This window comes from Dactylosporangium sp. NPDC005555 (assembly GCF_040605635.1).
GTDB lineage: Bacteria > Actinomycetota > Actinomycetes > Mycobacteriales > Micromonosporaceae > Dactylosporangium.
On the sequence record NZ_JBEXDG010000021.1, the window covers coordinates 1 to 13,803 of the forward strand.

Annotated in this window: 14 protein-coding genes; 5 read left to right on the top strand and 9 right to left on the bottom strand. The window is 69.7% G+C overall.

The features are described from left to right. Positions 1–169: 169 nt before the first annotated feature. Positions 170–655, bottom strand: a complete 486-nt coding sequence (locus tag ABZS58_RS23750; RefSeq protein ID WP_354784846.1) for an RICIN domain-containing protein — start codon at positions 653–655, stop codon at positions 170–172. A 942-nt stretch (positions 656–1,597) separates the two neighbouring features. Beyond that, on the bottom strand, positions 1,598–2,710 hold the full coding sequence (locus tag ABZS58_RS23755; RefSeq protein WP_354784848.1) for an amidohydrolase family protein: 1,113 nt from the start codon (positions 2,708–2,710) through the stop codon (positions 1,598–1,600). Between the two features lie 226 nt (positions 2,711–2,936). Here ABZS58_RS23755 and ABZS58_RS23760 point away from each other — a divergent pair, with 226 nt between their 5' ends. Further along, positions 2,937–3,074 (top strand): hypothetical protein, encoded by a 138-nt coding sequence (locus ABZS58_RS23760; RefSeq protein ID WP_354784850.1) that lies wholly within the window; start codon positions 2,937–2,939, stop codon positions 3,072–3,074. Positions 3,075–3,110: 36 nt separating this feature from the next. On the opposite strand, the gene ABZS58_RS23765 is transcribed toward ABZS58_RS23760, so the two are convergent. The 5 genes from ABZS58_RS23765 to ABZS58_RS23785 all read right to left on the bottom strand — a co-directional run bounded on the left by ABZS58_RS23765 (position 3,111) and on the right by ABZS58_RS23785 (position 5,943). Further along, on the bottom strand, positions 3,111–3,266 hold the full coding sequence (locus tag ABZS58_RS23765) for a DUF6289 family protein (protein WP_354784852.1): 156 nt from the start codon (positions 3,264–3,266) through the stop codon (positions 3,111–3,113). A 284-nt stretch (positions 3,267–3,550) separates the two neighbouring features. Then, positions 3,551–3,982 carry a hypothetical protein gene (locus tag ABZS58_RS23770; RefSeq protein WP_354784854.1) on the bottom strand — a complete coding sequence of 144 codons (432 nt, stop codon included), beginning with the start codon at positions 3,980–3,982 and terminating at the stop codon, positions 3,551–3,553. Between the two features lie 158 nt (positions 3,983–4,140). Continuing rightward, a complete protein-coding gene (locus tag ABZS58_RS23775) occupies positions 4,141–4,707 on the bottom strand; it encodes an HAD-IA family hydrolase (RefSeq protein ID WP_354784856.1) in 567 nt (188 codons plus the stop codon). A gap of 240 nt (positions 4,708–4,947) precedes the next feature. Continuing rightward, entirely contained in the window at positions 4,948–5,421 is a 474-nt protein-coding gene (locus tag ABZS58_RS23780; RefSeq protein WP_354784858.1) for a GNAT family N-acetyltransferase, read from the bottom strand. Positions 5,422–5,493: 72 nt separating this feature from the next. Beyond that, a complete protein-coding gene (locus ABZS58_RS23785; RefSeq protein WP_354784860.1) occupies positions 5,494–5,943 on the bottom strand; it encodes an HIT family protein in 450 nt (149 codons plus the stop codon). A 41-nt stretch (positions 5,944–5,984) separates the two neighbouring features. On the opposite strand from ABZS58_RS23785, the gene ABZS58_RS23790 reads away from it, so the two are divergent. Then, entirely contained in the window at positions 5,985–6,956 is a 972-nt protein-coding gene (locus ABZS58_RS23790; RefSeq protein WP_354784862.1) for a hypothetical protein, read from the top strand. After that, positions 6,953–7,153: a hypothetical protein gene (locus ABZS58_RS23795; RefSeq protein ID WP_354784864.1), complete on the top strand. Its 201-nt coding sequence runs from the start codon at positions 6,953–6,955 to the stop codon at positions 7,151–7,153. The genes ABZS58_RS23790 and ABZS58_RS23795 overlap by 4 nt, the downstream gene beginning before the upstream one ends. A gap of 26 nt (positions 7,154–7,179) precedes the next feature. On the opposite strand, the gene ABZS58_RS23800 is transcribed toward ABZS58_RS23795, so the two are convergent. Next, the gene (locus ABZS58_RS23800; RefSeq protein WP_354784866.1) at positions 7,180–8,940 is read right to left on the bottom strand and encodes a DUF4118 domain-containing protein; all 1,761 of its coding nucleotides are present in this window, start codon (positions 8,938–8,940) and stop codon (positions 7,180–7,182) included. Positions 8,941–9,267: 327 nt separating this feature from the next. Beyond that, a complete protein-coding gene (locus tag ABZS58_RS23805) occupies positions 9,268–10,224 on the bottom strand; it encodes an alpha/beta hydrolase (RefSeq protein WP_354784868.1) in 957 nt (318 codons plus the stop codon). A gap of 434 nt (positions 10,225–10,658) precedes the next feature. Between ABZS58_RS23805 and ABZS58_RS23810 the strand changes: the two genes are divergently transcribed. Beyond that, the gene (locus ABZS58_RS23810; protein WP_354784870.1) at positions 10,659–12,524 is read left to right on the top strand and encodes a glycosyltransferase family 39 protein; all 1,866 of its coding nucleotides are present in this window, start codon (positions 10,659–10,661) and stop codon (positions 12,522–12,524) included. Between the two features lie 40 nt (positions 12,525–12,564). Then, on the top strand, positions 12,565–13,767 hold the full coding sequence (locus ABZS58_RS23815) for a glycosyltransferase (protein ID WP_354784872.1): 1,203 nt from the start codon (positions 12,565–12,567) through the stop codon (positions 13,765–13,767). Positions 13,768–13,803: the final 36 nt, after the last annotated feature.

Genomic DNA, 13,803 nt, shown 5'->3' on the forward strand with positions numbered 1-13,803 from the left:
CCGGTGGCAGGACGTGGAGCCAACCACAAGACCCACCCCGGTGGGCAGGAGGCGAAGAAACGTCAACCCGGCACCGCAGCACACCCTGCGGGCAAGACCGGGACCGTCCCGTCGCAAGACAGGACAACCACATGAGCGCCAAACAGCACTCAGTGGAAACGGTAGGTGCTCAGGCGCCGAAGTTGGACCAGCGCTGGTTGAAACCGCCGACGTCGGCGCGTTGCGTGACCCGGGTTCCGCTGCTGCCGCCGTCGGCTGTGGCGATCAGGCCGCTGTTGCGGTTCTCCAGCTTCAGGAAGGTCGCGTTGACGCTGAAGTCCCGGATCCACCGCTGGCTCAGGGTTCCGTCACATGGTTTGACGACCAGCGCCGCGCCGCTCTGCAGTGAGTCCGCGTTGACGTCCAGGCAGCCGCCGCTGCTGCTGGTGTAGGTGAAGGCGAGCCTGCCTCCACCGAGGTTGGCGACCTGATCCATGGTCCATTTCTGATTGGCGAAGGGACCATCTTCCTGCAGCACCACGAGGGAGAAGGACGCACTGGGGCCGGCCTTGGCCAGCGCCAGCTGCGGGGCGTTCTGCGGGGAGGTGTTCACCACGGTGCCGGCGGCCGAGGCGGCCGGCGCGCCGGCCAGGACACTCACGACAGCGGCTACCACCGTGGTCAACATGCCCAAGCGACGGGCGGAGCGAACAAACACAAGCTTCTCTTAACCAGAGCAGACAGGACGACAAAGGGCGACACCGGATCTGTGACAACTGATCGAGCTGATCGCGCCTGTCTCTACGGGCCGGACCCGGCATCGGTTCGAGGTCGCGCCGGCTGGTGTCGTCGGTCTCACCACACCAGAGGGGTCACGGAGCGCCGGCTCGCCACTCCGGCACATCACTTTTGATCGGGTGCGCTCATCTGCGACAGCGTTCATCGCCGTCAGCGACGCACCGTGATGTATGGCTGCCGTCATCACCCCAGCCGTCAGCGGCGGGTCCCCGATCGAGCCCGTCCTCCGTGCGGCGACCACCGTGTACCTCGGCCGCAACCGCGGTCAGACCCGGCTGCACCGCGAGTCCGACCATCGGGTCTTCCTTCGCTGGTGCACCGCGCAGGACCTCGATCCGCTCGTCACGTCAGGGTGGACATCGAGCGGTACCAGCGCTGGCTGCCGGACGTGCGCCAGTACCAGCAGCCGACCGTGGCTCGACGGCTGTCGGTCGTGGTCGGCTTCTACAGGGTCCGCGTCATCGACGGCATCCTGCCTCACTCGCCCGCCGACGACGTCCGCCGGCGTGCGGATGCCAAGGATGCACCCGCACACGTTCGTCACGACCATGCTGGGCGCCGGCGTCAGCCTCCGCGACGTCCAGGTCGCCGCCCGCCGCGCCGATCCACGCGCCACGATGCGATACGACCGAGCCTGCAACGACCTCGCACGTAGCCAGAGCTCACGACAAGAAGCCGATGTCAGCGCGCACAAGCATTTCGGTCCCCGCTCTGCGGCGCGTGTGAGACGTGGCATCAGGCCGAGCGGTCACGCGTTGATCGGCGCCGCCGAGCGCAACGTGTCTGGGGTCCGCAACGGTTGGGCCGCAAGCGCCGCACTCTACGACTGTTTGGCCAGCCGGGCCGGGGTGTGCTCGATACCGCCGCACCAGACGCGGCTGATCGACCGCGCAGCGCGGATGTCCTGCAGCGGGTCGCCGTCGACGAGGACCAGGTCGGCCCGGCGGCCCGGCGCGATGACGCCGCGGTCGGTGAGGCCGAAGTGTTCGGCGGGCAGCACCGTCGCGGCGCGCAGCGCGTCGATGGTGCTGAGACCGGCGTCGACGAGCAGTTCCAGCTCATGGTGCAGGCTGTCGCCGAAGCCGTAGTTCCCCGCGGACTCGGCATCGGTGTTGGTGTCGGTACCGGCCAGGACCGGCACACCGGCACGGTACGCGGCGGCGACGCTCGACCGCGCGCTGTCGTAACGTGCGCCGGGCATCGCCCACTGCGCCAGCATCTCCGGCGGCGTCGACGGCGCCGTCAACGCCTCCATCATCGCCAGCGTGGGGATCAGTATCCGGCCCTCGGCCGCCATCCGGTCCGCAGCGGCACGGTCCAGTGGCCGGTCCAGCGGCGTGTGGGTGAGCGCATCGACCCCGGCCGCCTGCGCCACCTCCGCGGCCTCGTACGACAGGGCGTGCGCCACGACGAGCCGCCCGAGCCTGTGCGCGGTGGCGACGAGCGCGTCGATGGTCGCCCGGTCGGGGCTGGGCCCGGGCAGATCGATCAGGATCTTCAGGTAGTTGGAGCCCTCGGCGAACCGTTCGGTCACGAACCGTTCCGCTTCGCCGGCGGTACGGATCAGGCCGCGCCGGCCGATCTCCGGGATCTGCGAGTGGATGCTGCCCGGGGCGAGCGCAGCCGTGCCGGCGCTGCGGATGTCGGTGAGGCCCCGGATCCGGCGCATCGAGTCGACGAACTCCGGCGGGGCGTTGGCCATGTCCAGGGCGGTGGTCACCCCGAAGCGCACCAGCCGTTCGAGCGCAGACCGCCCGTCGAGGTGCACGTGGGCGTCGGTCAGCCCGGGCAGGAGCACCGCCCCCGCGCCGTCGACGACCGAATTGATACCCGAGGCGTCGGATCCGATGCGGTCGCCGTCGAGCACCACCGTGCCGGGCCGGAGAAGTTGCCTGCCGTCGAACACGCGGACGTTGCGCAGTGCAGTCTTCATAGGCCTGCAGATGCCCACTCCGCACCGATGAACACCCGTCGGGCGGTACGAGGGTGGCTGCTACCGCGACGATGCCTTCGGGCAGATCGCCGCAGCGCGTTTCGGCACCGGCGCAGGTGCCGGGTGATGTGCGGGCGAGCTGCCCGCTGTCACAACAAGACCCGCCGCCGATCATGGGCGCACAATCCCAGGCGTCGGTCACGTCGACGTCCCCGACCTCGATCTCGTGCTGCCCGACAACGCTGCCGGCCTCGACGACGACGCGCACGACATCGCCGCGCAAGCGTCGGCCGCGTGGGAAGCCGCTGTCTGCTGGGACGACGAGTACGCAGTCAAGCGGCTCGCCGAAGTTCGAGCGGTCTGAGCACGCGTTCGGAGCCGGGTCACGGCCGGCCGGGCGTCACACCGGGCCGGGGCCGCCCCCGCAGCCCTGCACGATGTAGGTGGAGTAGCCGGCTTTGATGCCCCAGTCGAGCACGACACCTTGGCAGTTCGTGGTGTGCCCGCCCTGCTGCTGGGTGCGCGCGGCATCGGAGAAGTAGAGCCAGCCGCACATCGTGCCAGCCGAACACGCACTGTATGCGGCAGCCGGCGTGACCGGCGCCAGCACAAGCGAACTTACGCCAACTGCGGATACCAGCGCGAAGCGACGGAGCAATGAAGTCATGAAATGATGCTCGCCAATGTACTGCCGAAGCGCAAGAGTTCGAGACCCTCGCGTCAGCGATCACTTTTTCTTTACCCGACCAGCGAATCCAGCGCCGACGCATACCGCACTCAACTGCCGCTATCAGGCCAATACGGCATGTTAGCGAGAGTACTTCCAGGCGCCCACCGCAGTCAGAGAGCCAGCCTGAACCGCGTGGGGCCGCCATCGGACGGATCGATGACCAGGTCCACGTCCTGCCAGGCGGGGAGGGTCTTCATGTAGGCCAGGGCCGTCTCGCACAAGTCCGCGGCCTCGTGATGGCCGCCACGGTCCGCGCTGGTCATGGCGATGAGCACACCGAACGCCACGGACTCGGCGTCCACGTCCTCGCCGGGAACCGGTTCGGGGCGGCCGTGCAGCAGCGACCAGAAACAGTGCTGCATGCTGTCGGCGTACCACAGCTCCGGTGGCGTGTACGGCCAGTCGGCGGCCGCTACGGCGAGGTCGTGCAGGAAATCGCGCACGCTGATCTGCTGGCCGTCGCCGATGTCGCAGACGGTGTCGGACACCTGATCCAGTGCGTGCTGGGCCGCCTGCATGAATTCCTGCGGAGAGTCCAGCATGGCGCTCAGTGTGACAGCGCAATGCACGACCGACCGCTTGATCGTGGGGTCTCGGCTCCTCAACATCCGCTGAAGATTTGTTCAGGTTGAGTTGGCGGATTGGGTCCGTCGGCGCACCGCTTCAGGGGCGGGCGAGGATGCTGTCGTGCGGACGCTGCTCATCCTTGACCCGCCACCGCATCGGCGAGCGCCGACTCGATGTCGGCGATGGCTTGCGCGTTGTCCCGGTATTGGACCGCATGAATGCCGGCCTCCCGGGCGGCGGCGACGATCGACTCGACATCGTCGAGGAAGAGCATCTCCTCGGGACGGATGCCGAGCCGCGAGCACGTGAGTGCGTAGATCCGCGGATCAGGCTTGCTCGTCCCGACCTCGTGCGAATAGACGATGACGTCGACCAGGTCCTCGAACCCGTATGTCTTCTGTTCCCGCTCCCGCGCGCCGACGAAGCTGTTGCTCAGGATGCCGGTCCGGTAGCGCGGACGGAGTCGCCGGACGTACTCGATCAGCTCGCTGTTTCCGACGCCCAAGTACTGCGTCCACATGTCGGCCATCATCGCGTCGACCTGCTTCGGGGTGAGACGCAACCGATCGCCGATCTCCTGGTGAACCAGCTGCTCAGTGAGCGCGCCGATCGCACCGCCTGCCCAGACGTCGGCGAGTCGCTGGCGGACGGTGCCGGGTGGCAGGCCGAGTCGAGCCTCCCACCGACGGTCGAAGTCCATCTCCGGGGTGAACTCCAGGACGCCACCGCCTGGATCGCCATAGCCGCCAGCCTAGATGGGCCGGCCAGCGGGGCGGGTGATTGCGGCGGTCTTCTTGCTGCCGGTGAGGCGGTGTTCGGTGTCGGTCATGGGTCGCCCGCCGCATGGTTGACGCGCTTCGATCCGGTCTGGCCAGGGTGCTGGGCTGATCGCGGTGTCGTGGTAGTCCGAATGCGCTGGGAACGGACGCAGGAATCGATGTCAGTAATCGTTGAGCCTCGGTGCCCGCGTGGGTGCTATGGCCCTGGTCATGACGTGGTTCGGGCGTCCGGGTTGGAACCCGAGCGAGCGGTAGAACTGTGCCGCAGGTCCGTCTGCGGCGGTGAGCAGATAGAACCTGCTCACGTCGTCGAGGCCGGCAAGAAAGGCTTGCAGGAGGCGAGTGCCGTTGCCGGATCGCTGGGCCTGCCGCCGCACGGCCATCTCGGCGATGTAGAAGTGATCGCTGTCGTCCCACCAGCGTTGCCGGTAGCCGCCGACGAACGCGGTCAGTCCGTCGTCAACGAGCAACGCTGCCCCTTCGAAGCCGGGCGTGGCCTGCAAGTCGCGCAGCCGGCCGGTCGCCGAGTCGACCGACCAGCGATCGTTCCAGGGCTCGGCGTTGAACACATCGACGAACAACTCCACTGCGGACGGGAGCAGTTCAGGACCCCATCGGACGACGGACTCGACCATGAGGCCATCATCGTCGCAGTCGGCCATGCAGCAAAGTAGCGCTCGACCAGCGGCTTGAGCGGCAGTTACCAGTCAGTCCGTCGACGCGATGGCGTCTTTGATCGCTTTCGCGTCGCTGTCGAGGAGCGACCTTTCGCGTTCCGGCGAGTCGGCCTTGAGGGTCCAGCCGTCGCCTGCGTAGCGAGGGATGACGTGAAGGTGGAAGTGGAAGACGGTCTGGAAGGCGACTTCGCCGTCACAGAGGAGGACGTTGATCCCCTCGCAGCGCATGCTTGAGCGGCGCAGGGCTCGTGCCATGTCATGACCGACCGACCAGACGTGAGCGCTCGTGGCTCCGTCGAGGTCTTCGAGGCCCACCGCGTGCTCGCGTGGCACGACGAGCAGATGGCCGGGCGTGACGGGGTTCAGGTCCATGAAGACCACGACGGTCTCGTCCTCGTGCACCACACTGGCCTCGGCCTGTCGGGCCACGATGGCGCAGAAGATGCACCCTTGCGCCGCCGATGCCGCGTTCTGTGTCATGCGCGCAAGAGTCCCAGGGCGCCCAGACAGGTGCAACGCAGTTGTTGCTGGAGCCTGACCTCTACCGGCCGCTCGTCGGCGGATGGCGGGTGCCGTGCTGGCCGGGCAAGATACCGGTTGTGCGTAGGGAGCGTCTGAGTTTCTCCGTTGACTCGGTCCAGGCAGTGCCGGGAGGCTGGCGGCTGGAGGGTGAGCCGGATTATCACCCGCGGCATTGGGCTCGTCCGGGAGACCGCTTCGACCGTGCCTGCCGCGAGCACGGCCGCAAGCCGCGGGATGTGGACCTGGTCGTGGTTGAGCTCACCGGGTCGTTCGCCGTCGTCACCGGCGTCGGTGGCGACCTGCTCAGGCCCGACGACATCGTCTCCGGTGAGCGTCTCGTCGACGACGTCGGCCGGGCCGGCGAAGGGCTCGACCGGCCGGGCGACGCCACTGCACACCTGTCCCAGCTGCTGGGTCTGCCGGCGCTCGCCACGGCAGCCGGGCCCGGATGCGATTGGTCGTCGGCCGAGACAGCGCTGGGTGTGGTGCTTCCGGGCGACTACAGGATGTTCGTCGACGCGTACGGGGCCGGAATCGTCGATGACCACGTCATCGTCTGCGCTCCTGACGCGGCCCACGACTGGGCGGACCTGCTGCAGCACAACACCTGGGCGCACGAGTGCATCCGCCCCGAGCTCGCGGGACTCGGCAGCGGGTCCGGAGACTGGTCGCTGGGTGACGCGTCGCGTTGGACACCGAACCGGGAAGATGTCCCGTCCTGGTTCGAGCCCGGTGACAATCTGATCTCGTGGGGGTGCTCGGTCAACGGTGACTTCCTCCTCTGGCACATCAGGCCCGGCACGGCACCTGACGACTGGCCTGTGGTGCTGAAGGAACGAGGGCCGTACTGGGAGCAGTACCACGTCGGGTTCTCCGCAGCGCTGACCGGCCTGCTCATTGGCGAAATCCAGTCCGGGTACCTCAGCCGTTGGCTCGGCGGACCGCACTCCTACGCTCCCCTGACGACGTGATCGCGGCGCACAGCCACCGTCACACTCATGTGCACGACCTGCCGCAATTCGCGCCAAGCAGCGTCCGCTTGGCCGATCTCCCCGCCGGGAACGCCACCAATCTCTCCCGCCTGGCCAAGACCAAGCTCAGGAAGATGCAGGACGTCGACGGCCTCATCGACGGCTTCTTCAGAGCCACCGGACGCTCGTCACCATGATCTCCAACCCTGACAGTTCAGAGTCTCTAGCCGGGCGGGTCGGTGTCGTACGGGAGTTCGGCGTGCAGGGTGGTGCCTCGGCCGGGTGGACTCAGTACGTTGAAGGTGCCGCCAAGGGTCTCGACCCGGTCCTGCAGGCCGAGCAGTCCAGAGCCGCCCTCGCGGTAGGCGCCGCCGACGCCGTTGTCGCGCACTGTGAGCCTCAGGCGGGCCTCGTCGGTCTCGAGGTGTACGTGCACCGAGTTCGCCTGCGCGTATTTGGCGGCGTTGGTCAGCGCCTCAGAGATGATGTAGTACGCGGCGACTTCGATCCGCTCCGGCAGCCGCCGGTCGACATCGAGGCGGAGGTCGACCGGCAAGCCGCTGCGCCGGGCCAGGGTGCGTGCTGCCGGGCCGAGCCCACCCTGCGACACGATCGCCGGGTGGATGCCCCGGGACAGCTCCTGCAGGTCATGCGAGACCGCGGTCAGCCCTTCGACCGCCTGCCCGAGCTGCTGCCGGACGTCGTCGGTCCCGGGTGGCAGCCCGGCCTGCGCGACCCGCAGTTCCAAGCCGAGCGACACGAGCCGCTGCTGGGCGCCGTCGTGTAGGTCGCGCTCCAGGCGCCGACGGGCATCGTCCATGGCTGCGACGATCCGGGCGCGGGAGGCGACGAGCTGCGCGCGGCTCTCCGCGTTGGCGATCGCGTTGGCGACAAGCTCGGTGAAGTCGGCCATGCGGCGCTCCGCGTCGGGCGGTGGCTGCTCCGGTCCGGTGGACACGACAATGGCCACGCCCCAGATGCGGCCCTCGACCAGGACCGGCACCCCGACCCCGGAGCGGGCGCCGACGCTGCGGGCGATCGCCGCGTTGGCCCCGGCCGCATGCGCATAGCTGCTCATCCGCGCAGCCCGGCCGGTGCGAAACACCACGGCCACGAGGCTCTCGTCTTCGACCGGCACGCGGTCGATGTCGGTGGGTTCGCTACGTCCGGTGACCCGGGCGGCCGTGCCGTCCGGCTCGTAGCGGATGAGCACCACGGGGAAGCCCCGGCCGAGGACCCGGCCGAGTTCCTTGGTGACCGCGTCGAACACGTCGGTCGGCTCGGCGCCCCGCGCGACGAGCGTCGCCACCCGCCGCAGCCCGGCCTGCGCGGCGGCGAGTGAGGTGGCCTCCTCACGGCTGGCGCGGAGCGAGTTGCTGATCGCCTCGCGGTCCAGGGCGGCGCGCAGCACCGAGTCGAGGGCCGGCACGATCCGCTGTCGGATGCGCTGCAGCGCCGGTCCGGGCAATCCGGCTGGGACCAGCAGCGTGCCGCCCTGCAGCGGGAACCGGGTCCAGCACCCGTCCGGCTCGGCATCGCCGAGTACGATCCTGGCGGTCGGCAGGTCAAGCGCCGCGGCGACCTGCCGGGCGGCCGGTGGGAGCACCGAGCTCAGGTCCGTGGCGCGCAACACCAGGCGGGCGAGGTCGGCGGCGAGGTCGGCCTCCTCACGGCGCAGTGCTCCCTCAAGGGCGTGCCCGCGGGCGATGTTGGCCAGCCCGCTGACGACCAACGCCGCGGCTAGGAAGATTGCGACCTGCCGCAGGTCGCCACCGGACAGCGTCCGAGCACCGAACGGCACGGTGTGGAAATAGTTGAACGCGGCAACGCTCGCCAACGCCATGGCGACACCGAGCCGGGCGCCCCATACAGTGGATATGGCCAGGACGCCGATGAGGTACACCATGCCGCTCGTCCACTCGTAGGTGCCGCCACGCAACGGGAAGAGCGCGAGCGTCTCCAACGCGACGACTCCGACAGCCACGATGACCCCGATCGCCAACGGCGGCGCCGGGCGCGCTAGCAGGGCAAGCAGACGTGTCTGCATGAGCGGCCGTTCCCCTCGCGCGACGACCTCAACTCATTCGAGCACCTTCCCACCGCTCCCGCATCACCCGCGCCGACCACCCGCCGGTCGATACGCTCACGGAGCGGGTAGCCACAGAATGTTCGGGTAGTCGTTCCGAAGTGTGGCGATGCGCAGACACCGTCGCAAGGGTCGGACGTCTTTGCTGGTGTCGGAACCGGCGCATTCCGGCCCAGGCCGCAATTGGTGTGCCTTGCACTGCCGTAGTCGGCGCGACGTTCGCCCCTACCCGGGCAGCGCGGACACTGCCGCTGCCACCGCGTCCGGGTGCGAGATGAACGACAGGTGGCGGGCGCCGGGGATGACCGTCGGTGCCGGCGCGCCGATCCGCGTCGCGGCGGTGTACGGCGCCGAATGGTCGAACACGTCGTCGTTGGCGCCGAACACGACCGCCTTGGGCACCGGTACGTCCGCCAGTTCGGCCACCCGGGACGCCGGCAGGCCCACCAGGCCGGTGAACTGCCAGATGGCCCGCTCTGCGCCGGGCACCTCGAACGGGCGCCGCCACTGCCGGACCCCGGCCGCGTCCAGTGGCGGGCAGGATGGCCCGCAGTTGGCCGAGTAGACGCTGCGGATCAGCCGGTCCGAGTGGATGGCCAACCGCAGCAGCGTGGTGCGGTACGGGTCGACGAGGCCGGATCGCAGCCCACCGAACCTGGACCCGGCACCGATGTTCAGGGCGTCGCCGTCGAGGAACACCACGCCGCCGACCCGCCGTGGGTTGCGCAGCGTCGCCTCGGCGACAACGGCCGCGCCGGACGAGTGCCCGACCAGCACCGGCCGGCCGAGATGCAGCGCATCCAGGAAGCCCAGCAACTGCGCCGCCTGGTGCTGCGCGTCGTACGGCCCGACCCGTTGGCTGTAGCCCCACCCCGTGAGGTCCAGCGCGTACACCTGGCGGGTCTTCGACAGCGCCCGCCCGAGCGGGTCGAACGTGTCGGCGGACTCGGCGAAGCCGTGGACGAGCACGATCGGCGGGCCGGGTCCGTCCCACTGCCGGTACCGGGTGCGGATCCCGTCGGCGGTGACGAACCGCAGCCCTGCCGGGGCGCTGGCCCGACCCGCGGTGGCCGCGTTGTATCCGAACGAGAACACCGTGACCAGCACGAACCCGGCCAACACGGTGATACCGACCCGGCGCAGCCACCGCGGCGCGCGGGCGGCGCGGCCGAGACGCGTCACTCCCCCAGTCTGCCAGGACCCATGGATCGCAACGTGGCCACGCACGCGGTGTCAGCCCCAGCGACGAGTCACGCTGCATCACGTCGATCCCGAAGTGGCGCCGTGCAGCGAGTGGCATGCGGTGAGCCCGCCTGTTCGCCGCCCACCGCGAGCCCGAACGGCCCTCACAACGGGATCTGCGCGCGGTCACCCGCCTGAACGACCCGTCCGACGGGTACGATGCACCCCGTCCACGCGCCGGATGAGCGCTCCCGGTTGGGCGCGACGTTTCTCACAACTGGTACACATTCGACGCCCGTGTGCCTGCCAGGGGCCGGAGCTACCGTTGGGCCGTGGCCAGGGCAACGGGGCCAGTTGACGAGGAAAGCACCGCTGGGTGCCCTCGATGGCTCGTGACCGGGCAGCGGTTGCTGCGTGGCGGGGGAAGCGAGCCGGTGTGGGCTCGTCCTGCGCTGATCGTCCTGTTGCTTGCGACCGCGGTCCTGTACGGGTGGGGCCTCGGCGCGTCGGGGTGGGCGAATTCGTTCTATGCGGCGGCGGCCCAGGCCGGGTCGGCGAGCTGGAAGGCCTGGTTCTTCGGGTCGTTCGACGCCTCGAATTTCATCACCGTCGACAAGACGCCGGCCGCACTGTGGGTTTCGGGCCTTTCGGTGCGGATTTTCGGCCTGAGCCCGTTGAGCGTTCTGGCGCCGCAGGCACTGGAAGGCGTTGCCACGGTGGCGTTGCTGTACTCGGCCGTTCGCCGCTGGTTCGGGGCCCGCGCGGCACTGCTGGCCGGTGCGGTCCTCGCCGTCACGCCGGTGGCCGCGCTGATGTTCCGGTTCAACAACCCCGACGCGCTACTCACGCTGGTGCTCGTCGCGGGTGCGTACGGGGTGGTCCGGGCGCTGGAGCATGCGCGCACCGGTTGGCTGGTGCTGGCCGGGGCCTGTGTCGGCCTCGGTTTCCTGACCAAGATGCTGGAGGCGGCGCTGGTCGTGCCGGCGTTCGCGATCGCCTTTCTGGTCTTCGCGCCGACGCCGGTCCGGCGCCGGATTCGGCAGGTGCTCGTCGCCGGGGCGGCGATGGTGGGCTCGGCGGCCTGGTGGGTGGCGGTCGTGGAGCTGACACCGGCTCGGTATCGGCCCTACGTCGGAGGATCGAGAGACAACGACGTCCTGCAACTCGCGCTGGGATACAACGGCTTCGGCCGTCTGACCGGGAACGAGACGGCCGGTTTCGGCGCCCCGCGGATCGGTTGGGGAGAGCCCGGTTGGGGGCGCATGTTCAGCGCAGCGGTGGGTGGTCAGGTCGCTTGGCTGCTGCCTGCGGCGCTGGTGCTGGGCGTCGCCGGCTTCGCCTGGGTCGCCGGGCGGGGCGGGGCGTCGGTACGGGCTCACCAGCAGCGGGCCGCGTTCGTGCTGTGGGGCATGTGGCTGGTGGTGGCCGCGCTGGTGTTCAGTTTCATGGCGGGGATCTTCCACCCGTACTACACCCTCGCCTTTGCCCCGGCCGTGGCCGCGCTGGTGGGCATGGGAGCGGACACGCTCTGGCGCCGGCGGAGCGATGCCTGGGCGACGGCGCTGCTCGCGGCCACGGTCGCCGGCACCGCGGTCTGGTCGTACGTGCTGCTGGACCGCAGTCCGCGCTTCGAGCCGTGGCTGCGGGGCGCGGTGCTGCTGACCGGACTCCTCGCGGCGGCGCTGGTGCTGTTCACCCGCCGGCCGGGGACGCTGCGGACGGTCCGCGTCGCCGCTGCGGCCGGCGCCGTGATCGCCGTGCTGGCCGGCCCGGCGGCGTACAGCCTGCAGACCGCGTCTGTACCGCGATCGGGCGGTGCGGACACCGCAGCCGGGCCCGAGGTGCCCGCGGCGCGGCCCGGGCCCATGCGGGGTGGCGCGGCGGACGGTTTCGGAGGTGCCACGGGTGCTCGCGGCGGCCGGCCCACATGGTTGGTCATGAACCGGCAGCTCAGGCAGCCCAGCCCGCAGGTCCTCGCGCTGCTGAAGCGCGACGACGATTCGTACAGGTGGGTCGTCGCGGCGGTCGGCTCCCGGACCGCCGCGACCTACCAGCTGTCCACCGGCCGGCCCGCGATGGCCGTCGGCGGCTTCAGCGGCCGTGACCCGACCCCGACCCTCGCGCAGTTCCAGCAGGACGTCGCCGCCAAGGAAATCCACTACTTCGTCGCCGGCGGCCCGTTCGGCAGCGACTTCGGCACGGCACGTACCGGCGACAGCGCGCAGATCGCCAACTGGATCCAGCGGCGGTACACCGCCACCACCATCGACAGCGTCACCATCTACGACCTTTCGGGGTAGCACTGTGGCCGATGTGCGGATTCCTGGTGCGACATGCCCGGTGCGGACCGACGTTTCGGGTCCCGACGAGCCTGTCCTCGACCTCGTTGTACCCGTCTACAACGAGGAGACGGATCTGGCGCCGTGCGTGCGGCGCCTGCACGCCAACCTCACCGCGACATTCCCGTACCCCTTCCGGATCACGGTGGCCGACAACGGCAGCACCGACGGCACGCTCCACGTCGCGCACACCCTGGCAGGGGAACTGCCCGGGATCGGCGTCCTGCACGTCGCGGAGAAGGGTCGCGGCCGGGCGCTGCGCGCGGCGTGGACGGCGTCGCACGCCCAGGTGCTCGCCTACACGGACGTCGACCTGTCCACCGACCTGGCCGCGTTGCTGCCACTGGTCGCGCCACTGCTGTCCGGGCACTCCGACGTGTCCATCGGCACCCGCCTGACCGGCGGCGCCCGCGTGGTGCGGGGGGCCAAACGCGAATGCATCTCCCGCTGCTACAACCTCATCCTCCACGGCGCGCTGCACGCCGGCTTCTCCGACGCACAGTGCGGCTTCAAAGCGATCCGTAAAGACGTCGCCGACAAGGTGCTCCCGCTCATCCAGGACACCGGCTTCTTCTTCGACACCGAACTGCTGATCCTCGCCCAGCGCGCCGGCCTGCGCATCCACGAGGTCCCGGTCGACTGGGTCGACGACCCGGACACCCGGGTCGACATCCTGGCCACCGCCCTCGCCGACCTCATGGGCATCGCCCGACTCGCCCGCGGGGTGCTCACCGCAACGCCGTCCCTCACCGATCTGCGCGCCCAATTCGGCCGCGCACCGCTCCAGCCGGACATCCCAGGCGTACCGGTCGGCATGCCCGGCCAACTGGCGCGGTTCACGACGGTGGGAGTGCTGAGCACAGCCGCCTATCTCGCCTTGTTCGCGGCGTTACGCCTCACCGCCGGCGCCCAGCTGGCGAACCTCCTCGCGCTGCTCATCACTGCGGTTGTCAACACCACCGCCAACCGGCGCCTGACATTCGGCGTCCGCGGGCGGGAACGGGCCGTCCGGCACCAATTCCAGGGCATGCTCATTTTCACGCTCGGGCTCGCCATGACCAGCGGCGCGCTCGCCGCCCTCAACCGGTTCGACCCGCACCCGACCCGAATCCTGGAAATGGGGGTGCTCGTCGTCGCCAACCTGAGCGCCACCCTGGTCCGGTTCCTCCTCATGCGCAGCTGGGTCTTCCGCCCAGCCGGCTGAACAGGTCGTGGTCACGATGTGGTGTACCCGCAAAAC